The organism is Thiothrix caldifontis (assembly GCF_900107695.1).
GTDB classification, from domain to species: domain Bacteria; phylum Pseudomonadota; class Gammaproteobacteria; order Thiotrichales; family Thiotrichaceae; genus Thiothrix; species Thiothrix caldifontis.
The window spans coordinates 200,187-219,817 of record NZ_FNQP01000002.1 but is presented as its reverse complement, the minus strand read 5'-3'; the positions used below and the strand labels follow the sequence as shown (position 1 = coordinate 219,817).

Here is a 19,631-nt window from a genome sequence, read left to right as displayed (position 1 = left end):
CCCCTCTACCTCTGGGAGAGGGGGCTGGGGGGTGAGGGTCTTCGAGGAGATACACATTGCTGGATTTACAAGGTTACGGCTGGTTGTTGCTCAAAGGTCTGCAAATGACGGTGCTGGTGGGATTGTGCGCCATGTTCATGGCAATCCTGTTCGGGTTGCTGGGCGCGTGGGGCAAGTTCTCGCACTCACGGTTGGCGAATTGGGCGGCGGATACCTACACCACCGTGGTGCGCGGCGTGCCGGAGCTGATCCTGCTGTTGCTGGTGTATTACGGTGTGCCGAAGCTGATTCAGGATGGCGCGGCGGCGTTGGGGTATGAGTTGCGGCTCGACCTCAATCCGTTTGTGGCGGGCTTTATGACCATTGGCTTTATTTACGGCGCGTTTTGTACCGAAGTGCTGCGCGGGGCGTTTTTGTCCGTCCCGCGTGGGCAGATGGAGGCAGCGCGAGCGATTGGCATGAGCAAAGCGCTGGCATTCCGGCGGGTGCAATTGCCATTGGCGATGCGCATGGCGTTGCCGGGATTGGGCAATGTGTGGATGGTATTGATCAAAGCCACCGCGCTGATTTCCTTAATTCAGTTGGATGAATTGATGCGTAACGCCAAACTCGCCGCCACCGCCACGCATCAGCCGTTTACCTTTTATTTCCTTGCCTCCCTGCTGTTCCTTGCGATTACCTTGGTGTCGATGCTGGTGTTGAAACGTGCCGAAACCTGGGCAAAACGCGGGGTGCGGGTATGAACTGGGAATTGATCGGCGAGAGTTTACCGAAATTGCTGGCGGGTACGGGTGTCACTGTGCAACTGACCTTGTTCAGCCTTGCTATCGGTTTGCTATTGGCTGTGCCGCTGGCGTTGGCGCGGTTGTCACACAACCCCTTGCTGAAGTATCCGACGGCGGGGTTTGTGTTTTATTTTCGGGGTACGCCGTTGCTGGTGCAATTGTTCCTGATCTATTACGGCAGTGGGCAATTCCGTGACGTGCTGAGTGATATGGGGTTGTGGACGTATTTTCGCAATGCGTGGTTTTGCGCGGTGCTGACCTTGACCTTGAATACGGCGGCTTATACGGCGGAAATTTTCCGGGGCGCGATTCAAGCCGTGCCGCGCGGCGAGATTGAGGCGGGTAAGGCGTTTGGGATGTCGGGCTGGCTGCTGTTTCGGCGCGTGACCTTGCCGAAAGCGTTTCGGATTGCGTTGCCTGCGTATGGCAATGAGGTGGTGTTTTTGCTGCAAGCTACGTCATTGGTGAGTGCGATTACGGTGATTGATTTGACGGGCGCGGCGGATTTGATTCGTTCCAAAACCTTTGCAGTGTATGAAATGTATCTCACCGCAGCGGTGTTGTACCTGATCATGACGTATGGGCTGGTGTATGCGTTTCGCTTGTTGGAAAAGCGGTTGAATGCTTACCAACACAGGTCGGCTTGAAGCAAGCCCCACGCAATCGTCCACATAATGATGCCGATCAACAGGTCGAGTGCTTGCCATGTTTGGGGCTTTTGGAAGAGCGGCGAGAGCAGTCTTGCGCCGTAACCCAGCCCGAAAAACCAGATGCCGGATACGCTGACTGCGCCGAGCAGAAACCAATACTTGTCGTGAGAGGGCAATGTGCCAGCGACACTGCCGAGAATGACCACAGTATCGAGGTATACATGCGGATTGAGCAAGGTCATCGCCAGGGTAGTGGTGATCACGGCTGCGAGGCTGGCGGTGTTGGCATTGCTTGCCGCTTCCAAATAGCTGGTGGCTTGATAAGCACTGCGAAAGGCTTTGACGCCGTACCAAAATAAGAATGCAGCCCCCAGCAGCGCAAGGCTGCACGTTGCTGTTGTGCTGGTGTTGATCAGCGTACCTAAGCCTAATACGCCTGCCGACATTAATACCGCATCGCACAGGAAGCAGATCAGCGCAACCCAGAAAATGTGGTGGCGGGCTAAGCCTTGTTTCAGCACGAAGGCGTTTTGTGCGCCGATGGCGACGATTAGACCGCTGGCGATCAGTGCGCCTTTGAGGATGGTTTCGAGCAAACTTATTCCTTATCCAGCACATCTGGTTTCCGCAACACTTTTTTCTCTTCGGATGCCAAACGACGCTCTACTTTTTTCACATCTTCGGCAGGTGGCAGGCTTTCTGGTCGAATGCCGCGTTCCAGCAGTGTTTTACGCACTGCTTGATTGTTGGTGATGTGTTCGCTGGAAATGGCGGCTTCTGTTTTCATTTTGTGTTCGCGGGCGTTGAAAATGGTGATTTCCGTGGCGAAGTCTTTGGCTTTGAGAATGATGGTCGGGGCGAAATCCGCCAGCGGACGATTGTCAGGCACATTCCATTGGGCTTTCATGGATTGCGTGGGTTTGCCGAACAGGGCGGTATCGCCTGCATCTGAATAACGTTCTTGGGCTGTGTGAACCAATTCCTTTTTCATGGCTTATCTCCGTATCATTTCATCATCATATTGGTTATGTATGGTAGCCTATTTTGTTGAATTCAAAAATAGTAACGATCATAATATGCGCTATGAAACAAACCGATACTATGACAACCTCTTCCGATACACTCGCCTCCTTGAGTCTGCCGCAGCGCGAACGGCTGGCGTACATTGAGTTCCGCTTGTTCTTTCTGGGGGATGTGCGCCGTCAGGATTTGATGGATCGCTTTGGCATTGCCCCCGCTGCCGCGACCCGCGATTTTGCGCAATACCGCGAGCTTTGCCCCGATAACCTCAGTCTGGATGGCAGCAGCAAGGCGTATGTGCTGGGCGGTGGCTTTCGGCCTGCGTTTGCGCACAATGTTGAGCGGGTGTTGATGATGTTGTCGCAAGGGTTTGGCGATGGCATCAGCCAGATGCAGGATGCGTTTTTGGCGTGTGAACTGCCGCCGATGTTGAACCGCCCTGTAGTTGGCATCCTTGCGCCTGTGACGCGGGCAATTTATCAGCGTAAAGCGGTGCGGATGCGTTATTTCTCGCATTCCAGCGGGATGTCAGAGCGGGAAATTGTGCCGTTCGCACTGGCAAATGACGGGCTGCGCTGGCACGTCCGCGCTTTTGACCGTAAATCCGGGGAATTCCGCGACTTTGTGTTTACGCGCATGGAATCCACCGAACTGCTGGATGATAACCCCGCCAAACACGAACTCCCCGCGCAAGACATCCAGTGGAATCGCATTGTCGAACTCGACATCGTGCCGCACCCTGACCGTGAGCATCCCGAAATCACCGAACGCGACTACGGCATGGTTGATGGTGTGCTGCATCTGAAACTGCGGGCGGCGATGGCGGGGTATGTGCTGCGGCAATGGCAGGTGGATTGCTCTGCGGATCATAGTGTTAAAGAGCAAGGGTGTCGGTTGTGGTTGCGGGATGTGTTGGCGTTGTATGGGGTGAAGAATGCGATGCTGGCGTTGGGATATGAGTACTTAGAAAGGTGAAAATATGGGAAAACAATTGGTAAATAGGAGGCATGATGGCTAAGCGAGTATTTTTCAGCTTTCATTATCAGGATGTTATTGACTTTAGAGCAAATATAGTCAGGAATCATAATATTCTCAAGTATGGAAATGGAGGGTATTTTGATGCATCCTTATGGGAGTCTGCTAAAAAACAAGGAGATATTGCGCTAAAAAGACTGATAAATGGCGGACTCAATAACACCTCTGTCACTGCTGTATTAATTGGATCAGATACATATAGTCGCCGATGGGTTCAATATGAAATCATTAAAAGCATTGAATGTGGAAATAAAATTTTAGGCATTCATATTAACAATATTTCTTGCAAAAATAAACAAACCAAATGGCAAGGGCCTAACCCTTTTGATTATTTGGGCCTTGAAATTTCTCAGAATGGTCGAAGAGTAAAACCTACTATTTGGACAGGAGGGCAGTGGCATTATTATACTGATTTAAATGGCTTTGATATAAATCAGATGCCGCAGCGTGAATGTGGGCAGCATTTTCCGTTATCTCACTGGTTTCCCGTTTATGATTGGGTTCATGATAATGGTTATGTGAATTTTGAACACTGGATAATATAATGATTTTATTCACAGAGGCAAATGCACGCAATCGCGCAAAAATTGCAGAGCGTGCTTATGGAAAGAACACTTATGAGTTGTTAAGAGAAAAAACATATAAAAGCTTGCACATTGAAAAGCATGATATATTTATGTCACATGCTTACACAGATCGTGAAATTATACTTGGCATTACCTTATTATTAGAAGATTTAGGCTATACGGTTTATCTTGATTGGAGAGATGATCCCTATCTTGATCGCTCTCAGGTTTCTAAGCAAACAGCGAGTAAGCTAAAAATCAGGATGAAAGCAAGCCGATGTCTATTTTATTCGACAACTTCGTCAGCTAGTACATCAAAATGGATGCCATGGGAGCTTGGCTTCAAAGATGGAGACAATAAAAGGTCTGCAATTCTTCCTATCGCGTACTCACCAACGTCTTCTTATGAGGGACAAGAGTATCTAGGGATATACCCATATATTGATGTTGCTGATGATACTACGGGTAAACGTAGATTGTGGGTTCGATGGAGTGAATCATGTTACGTTAATTTTGATTCATGGCTCGATGGTTATGAGCCAAGCGAGAGACAGTAAATTATGAAGACAGATAAGTCTAAAAATACTGACTTCCTCCTCTACCAAACCCCCGACGGACAAACCCGCCTCGAAGTCCGCCTGCAAGACGAAACCGTGTGGCTTTCCCTCACCGACATGAGCGACCTGTTCCAGCGCGACAAGTCGGTGATTTCCCGCCACATCCGCAACGTCTTTGCAGAAGGCGAGCTGGTGCGGGATTCAGTTATTGCAAATTTTGCAACAACTGCCGCCGACGGCAAAACCTATCAGGTGGAACACTTCAACCTCGACGTAATCATCTCCGTCGGCTATCGGGTAAAATCCCACCGGGGAACCCAGTTCCGCATTTGGGCAACCCAACGCCTGCGCGAATATCTGGTCAAGGGTTTCACATTGGACGACGAACGCCTCAAACGCGGCGGCGGTGGCAACTATTTCGACGAATTGCTTGCCCGCATCCGCGACATCCGTTCCGCCGAGCGCGTATTCTGGCGCAAGGTGCTGGACATTTACGCCACCAGCATTGATTACGACCCGAAAACCGAGGTTTCCCAACAGTTTTTCGCCAGCGTGCAAAACAAGATGCACTGGGCAGCGCACGGACACACCGCCGCCGAAATCATCCACACCCGCGCCAATGCCGACCAGCCCAATATGGGAATGACCACGTGGACAGGTCAAAAGCCCACCAAGGCGGAAACGACCATTGCCAAAAATTACCTGAATCCCGACGAGCTGGATGTGTTAAACCGCATCGTCACCGCCTACCTCGAACTCGCCGAATTACAGGCACTCAACCGTACCCCCATGTATATGAAGGATTGGGCAGCACGGCTGGATGATTTCCTGCGCCTGACCGGGCGCGAACTGCTGGATCATGCCGGGACAATTTCCCACAAACAGGCACTGCAAAAAGCCGAACAGGAGTATGAAAAATACCGGCAAGCGCGTTTGGCTGAAGCCCAGCCGGTTGATCAGGACTTTGAAACAGCCATCAAGACTTTGCCGAAGCCGAAGAAATAATCGCGTTACGGTATGACTGCAACACCTGCTGAATCTCATCCAACGCCCGCTCAGCCGTGTGCGGACGGCTCACCGCCTCGCTGATCGAGCCGAAATGCTGTTCCAGACAATCCGTCAGCAATTGGCGGATGGCATCCGTATCCGGCGCATCCGGCAAGCGGCTGGCGAGATACACTCGTTCCAGATCGGCTTCCTTGCGGGCAAAGTAATCCTCCAGTTGCGGCAGCGTCCATTCACCCCGGCGGATCGCTTTCATCTGTTCGGCATCGCGCTGCAAATCCATGTCCTGATGCATCAGCAATTGCTCAACCTCGCCCAGCAGGCGCACCACATGGTAGGCAAATTTCACGTCATAACCGAATTGCTCCGTCAATTCCTTGCGCTTGCCCTCCGGCTGTTTGGTACGGATTTTGTGCATCTGCCCGTAGGCATACCCCTTGAACTTTGCCCAGCAACCCTTGTGCAGAAACAATTGCCGCCGCTCGCGCACCAACTTGCCGATGGGCGAGGCATACAGCACGCAATTTTCCGGCACATACAGGCTGTCGATAATGTTGGGGTTATTGTCAGCCAGCAGGCGAAAATACTTGGCAATCGCAAACACCGTCACGTCATACACCCGCCCCTTGCCACCCAACGCCGCCGCATCGCGGATATGGTGCTGCTGGTACTGCTCGAATTGCACCGAGTAGTTATCAAAACCCGGAATTTCGCCGCGCAAATGCGGAAACATCATGGTCTTGGGCGGAATCGCAAAAGCGTAGATGTCCATATCCGAACTGTCGTTGCTGACCCCATACGCCACCGAACCCATGATGACTTCGTACTGCACGGCACTGCTGAGAAAATCCGGCGGGCTGGGCAAGAGTTTTTTGTGCTGGAGTGACTGGATGTGGCTGCTCATGGTTGTTTCATCTTATTTTTCTGGAAAATTTATCGTACTGAAGTGTACCAAAGCCAAACGTAAGTTGTTTACTCCACACCAACAATAAGCAAACCACACGCACCGCACAAACTGCGTTAGAATATCCGCTTTTACCCTGACCGAAACCGCCCCCATGCTGCCCAACGCCAATCCCCACGTGCCTGTCGCCCTGTTCGACCACCCCAAATACTGGGCGGAATGCTACGATACCTCGCCGTATCTCCCCACCAGTCGTGCGGAAATGGACGCGCTGGGCTGGGATTCCTGCGACATTATTATCGTCACCGGCGATGCTTACGTAGACCACCCTTCGTTCGGCATGGCGGTGATCGGGCGGGTGCTGGAAGCGCAAGGTTTCCGCGTCGGCATCATTGCGCAACCGGACTGGCATTCCAAAGACCCGTTCATGGCACTGGGCGCACCCAACCTGTTCTTCGGCGTGGCGGCGGGCAATATGGACTCGATGATCAACCGCTACACCGCCGACCGCAAAACGCGCTCCGACGACGCTTACACCCCCGGTGGGCTGGCAGGCAAACGCCCCGACCGTGCCACGCTGGTGTATACGCACCGCTGCCGCGAAGCCTACCCCGACGTGCCGATCATTATCGGCGGGATCGAAGCCTCGTTGCGGCGCATTGCACACTTCGATTACTGGCAAGAAACCGTGCGCAAGTCGATCTTGCTGGATGCTGCCGCCGACCTATTGCTGTACGGCAATGCCGAACGCGCCGTGGTCGAAGTCGCACACCGCATCGCTTCCGGCGAACCCGTTTCCAGCATCACCGACGTGCGCGGCACCGCCTTCATCCGCCGCGACACTCCGCCGGGCTGGATGGAAATCGACTCCAGCCGCATCGACCAACCGGGCAAAATCGACCGCATTATCAACCCCTACCTCAACACCACCGAGATGAGCGAATGCGAAGTCGAAAAGCGCAATGTGCAATGGTTTGAATACGAAGACCCGCGCAGCAAACGCCCCGACGAACACAAGCTGATCTTCCACCCCCGCGCCCGTTTAGACCGCGACACCACCGTGATCCGCCTGCCTTCTTACGAAAAAGTCAGCAAAGACAAAGCCTTGTACGCCCACGCCAACCGCGTGCTGCACTTGGAAACCAACCCCGGCAACGCCCGCGCCTTGGTGCAAAAACACGGCAATATCGACGTGTGGCTGAACCCGCCACCGATTCCGCTGACCACGCCGGAAATGGATTTCGTGTTCGGGCTGCCCTACGCCCGCTTGCCGCACCCGTCCTATAACGGCGTAAAAATCCCCGCCTATGACATGATCCGTTTCTCGGTGAACATCATGCGCGGCTGCTTTGGCGGCTGCACCTTCTGCTCGATTACCGAACACGAAGGGCGCATTATCCAAAGCCGTTCCAAAGAATCCATCATCCGCGAAGTCGAAGAAATCCGCGACAAAGTACCGGGATTTACCGGGGTGATTTCCGACCTTGGCGGCCCCACCGCGAATATGTACCGCCTAGCCTGCAAAGATCCGAAGATCGAAGCCGCGTGCCGCAAACCCGCGTGCGTCTACCCCGATGTGTGCCACAACCTCAACACCGACCACGCCGCCTTGAAGGAATTGTACCGCGAAGCGCGTACCCTGCCCGGTATCAAGAAAATCCTGATCGGCTCAGGGGTGCGCTATGACCTTGCCATCAAAGACCCCGAATACGTCAAAGAATTGGTGACGCACCACGTCGGCGGCTATTTAAAAATCGCACCGGAACACACCGAATCCGGCCCCCTGTCCAAAATGATGAAACCGGGCATCGGCGCGTATGACGAATTCAAACGCCTGTTCGAGAAATACACCAAGGAAGCGGGCAAAGAACAATATTTGATCCCGTATTTCATCGCCGCCCACCCCGGCACATCCGACGAAGACATGCTCAACCTCGCGCTGTGGCTGAAGAAAAACGGCTTCCGCGCCGACCAAGTGCAAGCGTTTTACCCCTCACCGATGGCCTCCGCCACCACCATGTACCACACCGACAAAAACCCGCTGCACAAAGTCACCTACAAAAGCGAAAAAGTCGCCACCGCGAAATCACCGGAACAGCGCAAGCTTCACAAAGCGTTTTTGCGCTGGCACGACCCGAAAAACTGGCCGCTGCTGCGCAAAGCGATAGCGGCGATGGGGCGGCAGGAACTGATTGGCGATGGCGAGAACCAGTTGATCCCGCATTACAAAGCGGGCGAGGAACAGTTGGTGTATGAGGCGCATCGGCGCAAGAATAAAGGTGGGGAGCATCAGAAGCGTACCGGAAAAGCCGCCGCCCCGACAGGCAAACCGAATGCGGGTAAGCCGCAGGGTGGGAAGATGTTGACACAGCATACGGGGTTGCCGCCGAAGCCACGGGCAAATTTTGGCAGCAAACCGAAACCGACCAGCCCGCCCAAGCAACGAGGACGGTAGATGGCTAATCATCCAGCAAGCATAGTATTATCGCCCTAACAACAATTCATCGGGGCTGTTATGAAAGTAGACGAATACCTCCAATTGCTGAACGATCGCAAGAAAATCAGTGACGTAAAAGAAAAAATCATTCGGCGATTGTGGGGTAACGAATCTGACAGTTTCCCGAAACCTTGGGTATCTTCTGCCGAATTACTGGAACTGACAGGTCAGAAATACTTTGACCGACGCACCAGAGAACTCCGCGACCAATTGGGCTGCAACATTGAAACGATTTACCTTGACGCATTTTCTGGTCACGCATGGCGCATCCATTCTCCAGAACTGGCAGACGCACAAGACCGTGAATACTTGACCCAAAGCCAGAAAAACAAGCTATTTCAAGACAATGGTTTCACCTGCGTTACCTGTGGCGTGTATCTCCAACCCGGTGTCAGAGGCTTGCAAGCCGACCACAAAGTACCTCTCTCGCGTGGTGGCGGCAATGAACTCCACAATTGGCAACCCATGTGCAACAACTGTAATGTTGGTAAACGCCGAGCATGTGAGGGTTGTTCACTGGATTGCCAAACCTGTTCTTGGGCTTTCCCTGAAAAACATGGAGTACGAGCCATGTTCGCAATCAGTGAACAAACCCTGAGAAGAGTGACCGGATACGCAAACCGGACGGGCAAAAGCCTCGACCAAATCATCGAGTCTGCGGCTAATGAGTATCTGGACAAGCGGGAAGAAAACTAAGCGGCTAAGCGGCTGCTATTCGCCATATCAAGCGCATAAATAATTTGTCTGCCAACCGCTTCCGCAACAGGTGGTGGCAAAGCATTACCAACCTGTCTATAAGCTGGCGTTTTCTTGCCGTAAAACTCCCACCAATCAGGGAAACCTTGGATTCTGGCAGCCATCCTCACCGTCAATAACGGCATATATTCGTAGCCAACCTTATTTTTGTAGCCGACAAAGCCCTTTTCTGGTGGATGTTCCCCGACTAGATTACCGTTTACGTGCAAAGCCTGCCATGCACGTCTGGCGCGGGTTGGCCCAAGATCAGGCCCTCCGTGTTTTTTAGAGCCACCAACCAAGGTTGGGGCAATCTTGTTAGCCTTTTGTTTCCACTCTGCCGCATATTCCCAGCCTTGTGAGGCCATCAAGTCATACAAGGCTTCACCGACAGTCGGGGGAGTAATCTTGTCATCAGGCCACACAAAGTAGCTCGCAAATTCAGCTTTTAACGCCACCAGAATGACTCGTGGACGCAATTGAGGTACACCAAAATCACAAGCATTGAGCAATTTCCAGAAAACCTTGTAACCCATGCGTCCCAATCGGGATTCAATTTCAGCTCGGTAAGTATCAAATTTTGCATCCAACAGACCAGCCACGTTTTCCAACATGACTGCTTTGGGCTGAGTATTTTTCACAATGTCTAATGCAGCAGGAAATAAATCCCGCTCATCCTGCTTGCCAAGTTGCTTACCTGCTGTTGAAAAGGGTGGGCAGGGAACGCCGCCTGCAACAAGATCAACGCCTTTGTATTGATGAGAGGAATATTTAGAAAACTCTTCTATGCAACCCTCAACGATTTGACCCCAGCCCAAGTCATATAACGCATTGTTATGTTTGAGTGTCTGACACGCTGGTTTATCTATATCCATCAATAGCTGGTGCTGAAAACCTGCTAAGTGTAAACCAAGTGCCTGTCCGCCTGCTCCGGCACACAGTTCGATAGAGGTATACTGACTTTTCATCGTTCTAGAACTCAAATTGCATACTGGATATTAAACGCCGTAGCCTTCACCACCGGACGCACGGAACGGTTCTGTTTGCACAGTTCCACAATGCCGTAGCGTTCCATCGTCTTCAAGGTACGGCTGAGGTTGCTGGTTTGCCGCCCGCTCAGAGTCGCCAAGTCTTTCAAGGTTTCCGGCTGGTTTTCCTCAATCATTTTCAGCAGGCGCATATTATTGTCGCTCAACACTTCACTTAGGGATTTCATGGAACTGAACCAAATTTTGGGTTCACCCGGTTGTGGTGCGTAACGTCCGGCAGCAATCGCCAGTACCCGTTGCTGGAACTGTTCGCGGGGCATGATGCCAACATTCAAAACAGTATTCATGGTTTGCTCACCTCATTCAAAATCTGGTTAACCATGCCTCAATTTTGTACCAATAACCGTTTTCTTCCGTGTATTCCGCACCATTCAAGTCCAGCAGGATACTGCGTCCGTCATCGTATGCCATACCATCATCTTTATTATCAGCAGATGATAGCCATCATAACAGGAATATACGCTTGCCTGCAAAAATACAACGATAAATCAAAGCGGGTCAGACTCGATTGATTTTGAGTTCAGGATTTGTATTGCCATTGGATGTACAAACCACGTCATTCCTCCTAGACTATCCACATAGTCTAACGAGGAATACACCATGCCCAGCACCGCCGCCAAAGATGACCGCATCAGCATCCGCACCCCACCCGAGCTGAAACGGATGCTGATTGCTGCTGCGGCTGTTTCCAACATTTCCATGACCGATTTCCTGTTGAATGCCGCCCGTAAAGCCGCCGAAACAGTGCTGGCAGAATCCCGCCAAATCACCCTGAACCAGCAGGAATGGGATCGTTTCATGGACTTGCTGGATAACCCTCCGCCACCCAATGCCGCCCTACGCGCTGCCATGCAACGCCATCACGCCTTGCTGGATTGAGCCGGATGCAGATTATCCCCTTCAACGCCGCGATAGCGCGGGATGTGTTTGATTGTGGAGAACCCGCCCTGAACCATTACCTGCAACAACTGGCAGGGCAACACAGCCGCAAAAACGTCAGCCGTACTTTCGTTGCCATTGATAACGACACCGTGACAGGCTTCTACAGCCTGAGCATGGCGGAATCGCAATTGGAAGATTTGCCTGCCGCTACCCGCAAGAAATTGCCCCCACAATACCCCGTTCCCGTCGCCCGCTTGAGCCGCTTGGCAGTAGACAAAACCTGCCAAGGGCAACGCATGGGTGAACTCTTGCTGATGAATGCATTAGCACGCTGCGCCAGAATTGCGGGTGAAATCGGTACAGTCGGCATTATCGTGGATGCCAAACACGAGCAAGCACAACGGTTTTATCTGAAGTATGGGTTTACGCCCTATACGACCAAACCGCTGACGCTGTTCATTCCAATGCAGACGGTGATGCAGTCGCTGCCTGTTTAAGACAGGATGTATGGCATTCAACCGGGCTTGAACCTCTGCATATACAAGGCATATACTAACCCCACGTTTCCAAACAAGAGGGTATCGCCATGACTGCCATAGCCGCTAGATTATTCAAAAACGGACAAAGCCAAGCCGTCCGCATCCCTCGCATCTTCCAGTTTGAAGGCATTGATGAAGTGCTGATTCGACGCGAAGGCGATGCACTCATCATCACACCCAAGCGCAAAAGCTGGACATCCTTTGCCGATCTCCCCAGTGCTGACGATGATTTCATGGCAGAACGCCCCGATGTGTTTGAGGTTGGACGGGTGGTATTCTGATGCTTTACATGCTCGATACGGACATCAGCAGCTACATCATGCGCAAAAAGCCAGCCAATGTACTGGCAATGTTGGAAACACAAGTACAGGCAGGCAATGAGATTTGTATTTCCGCCATCGCCTACGCCGAATTGCTGTTGGGGGCAAAACGCTCCGGCAATCCAGACAAGCACCTGCACCTGATAGAAGCATTGCGGGAACGCCTACATCACATCCAACCGTGGGATGCGGCGGCAGCAGAGCAGTTTGCCGACCTGCAAACCTTGTTGTTTAACGCGGGTACGCCGATTGGCACGAATGACACCTTGATTGCCGCCCACGCTTTGAGCCTGCAAGCCATTATGGTGGCAAATAATGCGTGCCATTTCGATAAAGTGCCGGATTTGCGGCTGGAAAATTGGGTTTAAGATAACTAACCCAACTGCGCAACGTACCACTAGATGCGCTGATGCAACTGCTGAATTGCTGGAGCTGACGGGACAGAAATTGAGCGCTTACTTGTATGTTCAAAAAACTAAATCATAAGCCCAAACTTTTCCACATCCCATCCACGCGGGATTTCACGTCAGCATCCATCACAATCGGCGTACCCCACTCCCGCGTGGTTTCCCCCGGCCATTTATTGGTCGCATCCATGCCCATCTTCGACCCTAAGCCTGACACGGGCGAGGCAAAATCCAGATAATCAATCGGCGTATGCTCAATCAGCGTGGTATCCCGCGCCGGATCCATGCGCGTGGTCATTGCCCAGATCACATCCTCCCACTTGCGCGTATTCACATCGTCATCCACCACGATAATGAACTTGGTGTACATGAACTGGCGCAGGAACGACCACACCCCCATCATCACCCGCTTGGCGTGACCGGGGTATTGCTTCTTGATGCTCACCACCGCCATGCGATACGAACAGCCTTCTGGTGGCAGGTAAAAATCCACAATCTCAGGAAATTGCTTCTGCAAAATCGGCACGAACACTTCATTCAACGCCAAGCCCAGAATCGCGGGTTCATCCGGCGGTCGCCCCGTATACGTGCTGTGGTAAATCGGGTCTTTGCGGTGCGTAATGCGCTCGATTGTAAACACCGGAAAGCTATCAATCTCATTGTAATAGCCGGTATGGTCGCCATAAGGGCCTTCGGGCGCGAAATCGTCGGGGTAAATATGCCCCTCCAACACAAACTCCGCCGACGCAGGCACTTGCAAATCCACCCCCATCGCCTGCACCAACTCCGTCCGCGAGCCGCGCAACAACCCCGCAAACGCATATTCCGACAACGAATCCGGCACTGGCGTGACTGCCCCCAAAATCGTTGCCGGGTCAGTACCAATCGCTACCGCTACCGGAAATGGCTTACCCGGATGCGCCTGCTGAAACTCGCGAAAATCCAATGCCCCGCCGCGATGCGACAACCAGCGCATAATCACGCGGTTTTTGCCCAACACTTGCTGGCGGTAAATCCCCAGATTCTGGCGTTTCTGATTCGGGCCTTTGGTAATCACCAAGCCCCACGTAATCAGCGGTGCGGCATCCCCCGGCCAGCAATGCTGAATCGGCAGTTTGCTCAAATCCACCTTATCGCCTTCCACCACGACTTGCTGACACGCGGCTTTGCTGACCACTTTCGGTGCCATATCCAGCACTTTGCGGAAAATCGGCAGCGCATTCAGCGCATCCTTAAACCCTTTCGGCGGATCAGGCTGCTTGAGCAACGCCAGCAATTTGCCGACTTCACGCAAGGCATCGGTGGATTGTTCACCCATCCCCAACGCCACGCGGCGCGGCGTGCCAAACAAGTTGGCGAGTACTGGCGTGTTATGCCCTTTGGGATTTTCAAACAGCAAGGCAGGGCCGCCAGCACGCAAAACGCGGTCGGCGATTTCGGTCATTTCCAGATACGGGTCAACTTCGACGGTAATGCGTTTGAGTTCGCCCATTTTTTCCAGTTGTTGGATAAAGTCGCGTAGGTCATGGTATTTCATGGCGAGGATAATAACGGAAATCCGCGCCGAGCGGCTATGGGCGTGCGTATAATCCGGTTTTTTGCAGCGCGATAGGCGACACGATGGCACAAGAACCCGATCTGAGTTTGCGGCAGCAGCCGTTGTTACGGTATTGGCTGGCAACCCGCCCCGCTTTTCTGGCGGCAAGTGTCGTGCCTGCGCTGGTGGGCGCGGCGGCAGCTTGGGCGCAAGGGTATGCCTTGCACGGCTGGTTACTCGCGTGGACATTGCTGGCGGTGATGCTGGTACACGCGGGCATGAATGTGCTGAACGATTACTACGACGAGCAAAACGGTACGGATCGGCGCAATACCCAACGCTTGTTTCCGTTTACCGGCGGCAGTCGCTTTATCCAGAACGGCGTATTGAGCGCGGGCGAAACCTTGGTGTTCGGCGCATGGTTGCTTTCGGTGGCGATGCTGATTGGCATTGGGTTGGCGTGGCAAAGTGGCATGGATTTGCTGTGGATTGGTCTGGCGGGTTTGGTGATTGGTTGGGGTTATTCTGCGCCGCCATTGAATTTGAATGGTCGCGGTTGGGGCGAACCCACCATTGCGGTGAGTTTTGGCATTCTCACCCCGTTGGGCGCGTGGTTTGTGCAAACCGGCACGCTGGCCTGGTATCCGATCGTGATCAGTTTGCCCCTGTCGTTGTTAATCATGAATATTTTGCTGATTAACCAGTTTCCCGATCGTGAAGCGGATGCTGCCAGCGGCAAACACCATTGGGTGGTGCGTTTTGGGGCGGATATGGCGGCAAAAGTTTACCTAGCCGCAGTCTTGCTGGCAACGTTGTTGCTGGTGACGTGGGTCATGCTGGATGTATTGCCACCGATGGCGTTGCTGAGTGCCTTACCATTGGGGATTGCGTTGCGTGCCGGTTTGCAATTGGTGGAACACGCGCACGCCCCGCACAAACTCGAACCGGCGATTAAAATGACGATTGGCAGCGCGGTATTGCACGGTGTGCTGTTGTCCTTGGCGTTGTGGCTGGTATAGTTCGCGCATGAACCCAACTACCTTTGATACCAGCGGCTTTCCCGCCGCCTACGCCGCCCCGTTACGCGGTGAATTCCGCAGTTTGCCGGAAGATTTTATCGTCGATGAGCAAATGGAGATTGCCCTCACCGGCAGTGGTGAACATTTGTGGGTGCAAGTCCGCAAAACCGGCGCAAATACCGACTGGGTGGCAGGGCAACTCGCCCGCTGTGTCGGTGTGCCTGCCAAGGAAGTCGGTTACGCGGGGCTAAAAGACCGCCATGCCGTCACCACGCAATGGTTTAGCCTGCAATTACCCGGCATGGCTGACCCGGATTTTGCGGCATTGCCTGCTGAAATCGAAGTCCTCCAGCAACAGCGCCATGATAAAAAGCTGCGACGCGGCGCGTTGGAAGCCAACCGTTTCATCCTCACCTTGCGCCAGTGCAGCGGTGATTTCTCCGAAGCGGCTGCGATTTGCGAACAAATCAGCCAACACGGCATTCCCAATTACTACGGCGAGCAACGTTTTGGGCATAACTTCGGCAATTTGCGCAAAGCAGAACGCTGGTTTGCCCAAGGTGTAGAACCAAAGCAACGTAACCAGCGCAGCTTGTATTTATCGGCAGCGCGTTCGTGGATTTTCAATAATGTGTTGGCGCAACGGGTCGCAGACGGCACTTGGAATCAGCGCGTGCCGGGCGATGTGTTTATGTTTGAAGGCGGCAGCGCCTGGTTTGCCGACGACGCCAGCGCGGACTTGCCTGCACGCTTGGCAACGCAAGCCATCCACCCAACCGGCGTCTTGTGGGGGCGGGGTGAATTGCCCACCGCAATCGAAGCACGCGAGTTGGAAGCCGAACAAGCCGCCCGTTTCCCGATTTTTTGTGCGGGGCTGGAAAAGCAAGGGCTGAAACAGGAACGCCGTGCTTTGCGTGTCAATGTGGGTACGGTGGGATTTGAGGTGGTGGATGACAGCACCTTGCGCCTGAGTTTTTCCTTACCAGCGGGGGCTTATGCCACGGTGGTGTTGGAACAGTTGGGGATGTTTAGTGTTTGCTCAAGCCATCGTCCAGCTCCACCGCCTTGAACGTAGACCGATTGGTAGAATTCGCCGGGGCAGCATTCTAACGCCAGATGGCGGGCGCGGCATATCCTGTCACGTTTTTTGGGTTACACTCTGGGATATTTCCACGCCATCAATGGATTGCCCATGCCAACCAAACACAAAAAAAACCGTAACCGTGAAACGACGCCTTGGTTTTCCCTGTTGCTTGGCGTCGCTTTGCTGGCATTCCTTGCACTGCTGCTGGGTTTCTGGGTACAACTGGGGCAACCGTTGGGCAAATCGCTCTACAGCGCTGCCAACCTGTTGCTGAACAGCGAATTCATCAAGCCGGAGGAAATGAGCCTACGCACCGGCTGGATCGTGGTTGGGCAGGTGCTGGGTTACATTGCGTTCTACGGTATTTTGCTACGTCTGGCGTGGGTGTTGTTGGGCGACAATCTGACCGCCTCTTATGTACGTTGGTGTTATCACGACCATATCGTGGTATGTAGCCTCAATATGCAGGGGCAAGCCTTCATCCGCAACTTGCGCCAAAGCAACTCCGAACAACGGATCGTTGCCCTGCTCGACCACATTGACGATGAGCATGAAAGCTGGTGTCAGCAGCACGCCATCACTTTGCTCTATGGTGACGCCACACAGGAAACTGACCTGCACACGGCAGCGGTTGCCAGTGCCAAAGCCGTGATTGCCTGTGGGGAATCGACAGATACCAACCTGCAAATTTCCCGTGCCGTGCAAGCCATCAGTCGTCAACGCCCTGCCAGCAATCCGCCGCTCGACCTGTATCTGGCTGTCAACGATGCCATGCTCAGCGAAGGTTTGGGGAATGAAAACTACCGCCATTTTTTACAACCCAACGAACGCCTGAACCCCTGCCCTTACAACGCCGACAACCTGCTGGCTCGCTGGTATTTCAACCAGTACCCGCCACACACATGGGCAGACCAGCACGGGCAGCAGCAAGTGCACCTGGTATTCGCCGGTTTCAGCCCATTGGTGGAAGCGCTTATCTGTCAGTACGCCAAGATTTCACCCTACAAGGATTTTGCCCCACCTGTATTTACCCTGCTGGGTGCAGGCGCGGAACAGTGGCGCGACACGCTGGTAGCACGTTACCCGGTATTCGCCAATGGCAGAAGCGGCGCGGAACAGGTCATTGCCGGTTTGTATGCACAGGAATGCACTCAAACGTTCAAGCTGGATGAAACAAAACTGACAGCCATTGCTCAGAATGGAGCGGTAACAGCCGTTCTGTTCTGCGCTACCGAAGATGAAAGCAACTTCCGCCATGCCATGAGCCTGCATCAGCAAACCCTGCGCTTCAACTGCTGGCAAGTGCCGTTTTACGTGCGCTTGCAACAGAGTGAAGGCATCCATACCCTGCTGGCTTCCGCCAATGATACGAATGCTGATGCCAGCCTGATCCCGTTTGGCATGGCGGAGCAAGTCTTTGACCTCAAGCGGCTGATGCAGGTGGAACGCAACGCCCGCGCTGTACACGAAGCCTATCGGCAAAACATGCTCCAAGCCGACCCCGGCACTGCCATGTCAACAGACAGCATGAAACCGTGGGAGCAACTGGCAGAAACCTATCGTGCCGCCAACCGTCGTGCTGGCGACCATTTGCCTGTCAAACTGGCAAGCATCGGCATCCACATGCCAGCCGACCAGCCGTTGGTACTGGATGATGCCATCCGCCTGGACGAACCAGCGGAACGACGTGAATTGCTGAGTCGGCTGGAACACCGTTCGTGGCGTTACGAACGGCTCGTCAATGGCTGGCGTTACGGGGAACAGCGCAACAACCGGCAACGGCTTCATCCGTCGATTGTGCTGTGGGAAGACTTGTCGGAAAGTGAGCGCAAGAAAGACACCAGCCAACTCAAAGCCGCATTACGGATAATCCAGTAACATAAAAATGGAAAGTAACAGCATGTCTGGTCAACCTAAAAAAATCCTCTCCCTCGACGGCGGCGGCATCCGTGGTCTTGTCACTATCGAAGTACTTGCCCGAATTGAGAAAATTCTGCGAGACCATTACGGCAATGAAAAAATGGTACTGGCAGACTATTTCGATTTCATCGCCGGAACCAGTACCGGAGCCATCATCAGCGCAGCGCTAGCGATCGGCATGAGTGTTGATGACATCCGCCATTTTTATCTGGATAGCGGCAAAGACATGTTTGACCGGGCAAGCTGGTTTGCCCGTGTCGGCTCATTGTTTGGTCACAAATACAACAACAAAAAACTAGCACAGAAGCTACAGGAGGTATTCGGCGAAGAAACAACTCTTGGCAGTGATAGGCTCAAAACGCTGCTGATGATTGTTACCCACAACGTCAGAACTGATTCGCCCTGGCCTATCACTAACAATCCTTATGCCAAATACAATGATTTAAACAGGAAAGGCTGCAACCTGCATATTCCTCTCTGGCAACTGGTGCGTGCCAGTACCGCAGCACCGACTTATTTCCCACCGGAAAAAATCCGTATCGACGACAACGATTTCGTCTTTGTGGATGGAGGCATTACACCCTTCAATAATCCCGCATTGCAGGCATTTATCACCGCTACCCTGAATGCCTACAAAGTTAACTGGCCTACCGGTAAAGACAAGATACTCTTGGTTTCCATCGGCACAGGCAACCACGCCATTAATCTGCCCGAACTAAACTCATGGACAAGCAGCCTACTGTATCACGCACAAAACATACCTTCGCAGTTGATGAATTCGGCTCAATACCAGCAGGACATGCTCTGTCGTATTTTTGGTGACTGTCGTACAGGTCACGAGCTGGATAGTGAAATCGGCACTCTGCAAGGTCAATTGGGTGAAGACAGCGTACCGGAGAAACTTTTCACCTACCTACGCTACAATTTCGACATGAGTAATAAAGGTTTGCAAGCTTTGGAGCTGGAGCATTTAGACCCGGAACAGATCAAACGTCTGGATGCAGTAGATAAAATGCAAGAATTGCAGGAAATTGGTCGCGCCCTTGCCCAATTGGAGGTAAAGCCGGAACATTTCGCAGGCTTCCTGCCGCCCCAGCCACGCTAACAACAGGACATCACC

Annotated in this window: 22 protein-coding genes; 16 read left to right on the top strand and 6 right to left on the bottom strand. The window is 53.0% G+C overall.

Going from position 1 to position 19,631, the window contains the following annotated elements:
* The first annotated feature begins 56 nt into the window (after positions 1–56).
* Together BLV87_RS02415 and BLV87_RS02410 are read left to right on the top strand one after the other, a co-directional pair.
* Entirely contained in the window at positions 57–743 is a 687-nt protein-coding gene (locus tag BLV87_RS02415; RefSeq protein WP_093065021.1) for an ABC transporter permease, read from the top strand.
* Positions 740–1,432: an ABC transporter permease gene (locus BLV87_RS02410; protein WP_093065019.1), complete on the top strand. Its 693-nt coding sequence runs from the start codon at positions 740–742 to the stop codon at positions 1,430–1,432. Before BLV87_RS02415 ends, BLV87_RS02410 begins: the two co-directional genes overlap by 4 nt.
* On the opposite strand, the gene BLV87_RS02405 is transcribed toward BLV87_RS02410, so the two are convergent.
* Entirely contained in the window at positions 1,411–2,031 is a 621-nt protein-coding gene (locus tag BLV87_RS02405; RefSeq protein ID WP_093065017.1) for a LysE/ArgO family amino acid transporter, read from the bottom strand. The two genes, BLV87_RS02410 and BLV87_RS02405, sit on opposite strands and share 22 nt — an antisense overlap.
* 2 nt (positions 2,032–2,033) lie before the next feature.
* Positions 2,034–2,426 carry a hypothetical protein gene (locus tag BLV87_RS02400; protein WP_217629917.1) on the bottom strand — a complete coding sequence of 131 codons (393 nt, stop codon included), beginning with the start codon at positions 2,424–2,426 and terminating at the stop codon, positions 2,034–2,036.
* Positions 2,427–2,536: 110 nt separating this feature from the next.
* Between BLV87_RS02400 and BLV87_RS02395 the strand changes: the two genes are divergently transcribed.
* From BLV87_RS02395 to BLV87_RS02380, 4 genes are read left to right on the top strand one after another with little or no spacing between them, the layout of a single operon-like run.
* A complete protein-coding gene (locus BLV87_RS02395; RefSeq protein WP_093065120.1) occupies positions 2,537–3,430 on the top strand; it encodes a WYL domain-containing transcriptional regulator in 894 nt (297 codons plus the stop codon).
* 35 nt (positions 3,431–3,465) lie between these two features.
* Positions 3,466–4,035 carry a TIR domain-containing protein gene (locus BLV87_RS02390; RefSeq protein WP_093065015.1) on the top strand — a complete coding sequence of 190 codons (570 nt, stop codon included), beginning with the start codon at positions 3,466–3,468 and terminating at the stop codon, positions 4,033–4,035.
* Positions 4,035–4,613, top strand: a complete 579-nt coding sequence (locus BLV87_RS02385) for a TIR domain-containing protein (protein ID WP_093065013.1) — start codon at positions 4,035–4,037, stop codon at positions 4,611–4,613. Before BLV87_RS02390 ends, BLV87_RS02385 begins: the two co-directional genes overlap by 1 nt.
* 3 nt (positions 4,614–4,616) lie before the next feature.
* Positions 4,617–5,618, top strand: coding sequence for a virulence RhuM family protein (locus tag BLV87_RS02380; protein WP_175517812.1), 1,002 nt, complete (start codon positions 4,617–4,619; stop codon positions 5,616–5,618).
* On the opposite strand, the gene BLV87_RS02375 is transcribed toward BLV87_RS02380, so the two are convergent.
* Positions 5,590–6,522: a nucleotidyltransferase domain-containing protein gene (locus BLV87_RS02375; RefSeq protein WP_093065009.1), complete on the bottom strand. Its 933-nt coding sequence runs from the start codon at positions 6,520–6,522 to the stop codon at positions 5,590–5,592. The genes BLV87_RS02380 and BLV87_RS02375 overlap by 29 nt on opposite strands.
* A 154-nt stretch (positions 6,523–6,676) precedes the next feature.
* Here BLV87_RS02375 and BLV87_RS02370 point away from each other — a divergent pair, with 154 nt between their 5' ends.
* On the top strand, positions 6,677–8,977 hold the full coding sequence (locus BLV87_RS02370; RefSeq protein WP_093065007.1) for a YgiQ family radical SAM protein: 2,301 nt from the start codon (positions 6,677–6,679) through the stop codon (positions 8,975–8,977).
* Positions 8,978–9,037: 60 nt separating this feature from the next.
* Positions 9,038–9,715, top strand: coding sequence for an HNH endonuclease (locus BLV87_RS02365; protein WP_093065005.1), 678 nt, complete (start codon positions 9,038–9,040; stop codon positions 9,713–9,715).
* Here the strand turns inward: BLV87_RS02365 and BLV87_RS02360 are convergent.
* Both BLV87_RS02360 and BLV87_RS02355 read right to left on the bottom strand, forming a co-directional pair.
* Entirely contained in the window at positions 9,712–10,722 is a 1,011-nt protein-coding gene (locus tag BLV87_RS02360; RefSeq protein WP_093065003.1) for a DNA cytosine methyltransferase, read from the bottom strand. The two genes, BLV87_RS02365 and BLV87_RS02360, sit on opposite strands and share 4 nt — an antisense overlap.
* 11 nt (positions 10,723–10,733) lie before the next feature.
* The gene (locus BLV87_RS02355; RefSeq protein ID WP_093065001.1) at positions 10,734–11,090 is read right to left on the bottom strand and encodes an HVO_A0114 family putative DNA-binding protein; all 357 of its coding nucleotides are present in this window, start codon (positions 11,088–11,090) and stop codon (positions 10,734–10,736) included.
* 313 nt (positions 11,091–11,403) lie between these two features.
* Between BLV87_RS02355 and BLV87_RS02350 the strand changes: the two genes are divergently transcribed.
* From BLV87_RS02350 to BLV87_RS02335, 4 genes are all read left to right on the top strand, one after another.
* Positions 11,404–11,682: a type II toxin-antitoxin system TacA family antitoxin gene (locus BLV87_RS02350; RefSeq protein ID WP_093064999.1), complete on the top strand. Its 279-nt coding sequence runs from the start codon at positions 11,404–11,406 to the stop codon at positions 11,680–11,682.
* Positions 11,683–11,687: 5 nt separating this feature from the next.
* Positions 11,688–12,182, top strand: a complete 495-nt coding sequence (locus tag BLV87_RS02345; protein WP_093064997.1) for a GNAT family N-acetyltransferase — start codon at positions 11,688–11,690, stop codon at positions 12,180–12,182.
* 89 nt (positions 12,183–12,271) lie between these two features.
* The gene (gene vapB / locus BLV87_RS02340) at positions 12,272–12,505 is read left to right on the top strand and encodes a type II toxin-antitoxin system VapB family antitoxin (RefSeq protein WP_093064995.1); all 234 of its coding nucleotides are present in this window, start codon (positions 12,272–12,274) and stop codon (positions 12,503–12,505) included.
* On the top strand, positions 12,505–12,912 hold the full coding sequence (locus BLV87_RS02335; protein ID WP_217629916.1) for a type II toxin-antitoxin system VapC family toxin: 408 nt from the start codon (positions 12,505–12,507) through the stop codon (positions 12,910–12,912). Before vapB ends, BLV87_RS02335 begins: the two co-directional genes overlap by 1 nt.
* A 112-nt stretch (positions 12,913–13,024) precedes the next feature.
* On the opposite strand, the gene ubiD is transcribed toward BLV87_RS02335, so the two are convergent.
* On the bottom strand, positions 13,025–14,488 hold the full coding sequence (ubiD, locus tag BLV87_RS02330) for a 4-hydroxy-3-polyprenylbenzoate decarboxylase (protein ID WP_093064991.1): 1,464 nt from the start codon (positions 14,486–14,488) through the stop codon (positions 13,025–13,027).
* 83 nt (positions 14,489–14,571) lie between these two features.
* Between ubiD and BLV87_RS02325 the strand changes: the two genes are divergently transcribed.
* The 4 genes from BLV87_RS02325 (at position 14,572) to BLV87_RS02310 (ending at position 19,616) form a co-directional block, all read left to right on the top strand.
* Positions 14,572–15,507 carry a prenyltransferase gene (locus BLV87_RS02325; RefSeq protein WP_093064989.1) on the top strand — a complete coding sequence of 312 codons (936 nt, stop codon included), beginning with the start codon at positions 14,572–14,574 and terminating at the stop codon, positions 15,505–15,507.
* Positions 15,508–15,514: 7 nt separating this feature from the next.
* Complete coding sequence (gene truD, locus BLV87_RS02320) at positions 15,515–16,576, top strand: tRNA pseudouridine(13) synthase TruD (RefSeq protein WP_093064987.1); 1,062 nt, start codon at positions 15,515–15,517, stop codon at positions 16,574–16,576.
* A gap of 123 nt (positions 16,577–16,699) precedes the next feature.
* Entirely contained in the window at positions 16,700–18,469 is a 1,770-nt protein-coding gene (locus BLV87_RS02315; RefSeq protein WP_093064984.1) for a RyR domain-containing protein, read from the top strand.
* A 22-nt stretch (positions 18,470–18,491) separates the two neighbouring features.
* A complete protein-coding gene (locus BLV87_RS02310; protein ID WP_093064982.1) occupies positions 18,492–19,616 on the top strand; it encodes a patatin-like phospholipase family protein in 1,125 nt (374 codons plus the stop codon).
* Positions 19,617–19,631: the final 15 nt, after the last annotated feature.

Bases quoted from the DNA above. Each gene is read 5' to 3' on its own strand.
- BLV87_RS02400 (WP_217629917.1), bottom strand. From the start codon at position 2,426: ATGAAAAAGGAATTGGTTCACACAGCCCAAGAACGTTATTCAGATGCA.
- BLV87_RS02325 (WP_093064989.1), top strand. From the start codon at position 14,572: ATGGCACAAGAACCCGATCTGAGTTTGCGGCAGCAGCCGTTGTTACGG.
- BLV87_RS02375 (WP_093065009.1), bottom strand. From the start codon at position 6,522: ATGAGCAGCCACATCCAGTCACTCCAGCACAAAAAACTCTTGCCCAGC.
- BLV87_RS02350 (WP_093064999.1), top strand. From the start codon at position 11,404: ATGCCCAGCACCGCCGCCAAAGATGACCGCATCAGCATCCGCACCCCA.
- BLV87_RS02385 (WP_093065013.1), top strand. From the start codon at position 4,035: ATGATTTTATTCACAGAGGCAAATGCACGCAATCGCGCAAAAATTGCA.
- truD (WP_093064987.1), top strand. From the start codon at position 15,515: ATGAACCCAACTACCTTTGATACCAGCGGCTTTCCCGCCGCCTACGCC.
- BLV87_RS02335 (WP_217629916.1), top strand. From the start codon at position 12,505: ATGCTTTACATGCTCGATACGGACATCAGCAGCTACATCATGCGCAAA.
- BLV87_RS02315 (WP_093064984.1), top strand. From the start codon at position 16,700: ATGCCAACCAAACACAAAAAAAACCGTAACCGTGAAACGACGCCTTGG.
- BLV87_RS02395 (WP_093065120.1), top strand. From the start codon at position 2,537: ATGACAACCTCTTCCGATACACTCGCCTCCTTGAGTCTGCCGCAGCGC.
- BLV87_RS02345 (WP_093064997.1), top strand. From the start codon at position 11,688: ATGCAGATTATCCCCTTCAACGCCGCGATAGCGCGGGATGTGTTTGAT.
- BLV87_RS02390 (WP_093065015.1), top strand. From the start codon at position 3,466: ATGGCTAAGCGAGTATTTTTCAGCTTTCATTATCAGGATGTTATTGAC.
- BLV87_RS02380 (WP_175517812.1), top strand. From the start codon at position 4,617: ATGAAGACAGATAAGTCTAAAAATACTGACTTCCTCCTCTACCAAACC.
- BLV87_RS02410 (WP_093065019.1), top strand. From the start codon at position 740: ATGAACTGGGAATTGATCGGCGAGAGTTTACCGAAATTGCTGGCGGGT.
- ubiD (WP_093064991.1), bottom strand. From the start codon at position 14,488: ATGAAATACCATGACCTACGCGACTTTATCCAACAACTGGAAAAAATG.
- BLV87_RS02355 (WP_093065001.1), bottom strand. From the start codon at position 11,090: ATGAATACTGTTTTGAATGTTGGCATCATGCCCCGCGAACAGTTCCAG.
- BLV87_RS02360 (WP_093065003.1), bottom strand. From the start codon at position 10,722: ATGAAAAGTCAGTATACCTCTATCGAACTGTGTGCCGGAGCAGGCGGA.
- BLV87_RS02370 (WP_093065007.1), top strand. From the start codon at position 6,677: ATGCTGCCCAACGCCAATCCCCACGTGCCTGTCGCCCTGTTCGACCAC.
- BLV87_RS02365 (WP_093065005.1), top strand. From the start codon at position 9,038: ATGAAAGTAGACGAATACCTCCAATTGCTGAACGATCGCAAGAAAATC.
- BLV87_RS02310 (WP_093064982.1), top strand. From the start codon at position 18,492: ATGTCTGGTCAACCTAAAAAAATCCTCTCCCTCGACGGCGGCGGCATC.
- vapB (WP_093064995.1), top strand. From the start codon at position 12,272: ATGACTGCCATAGCCGCTAGATTATTCAAAAACGGACAAAGCCAAGCC.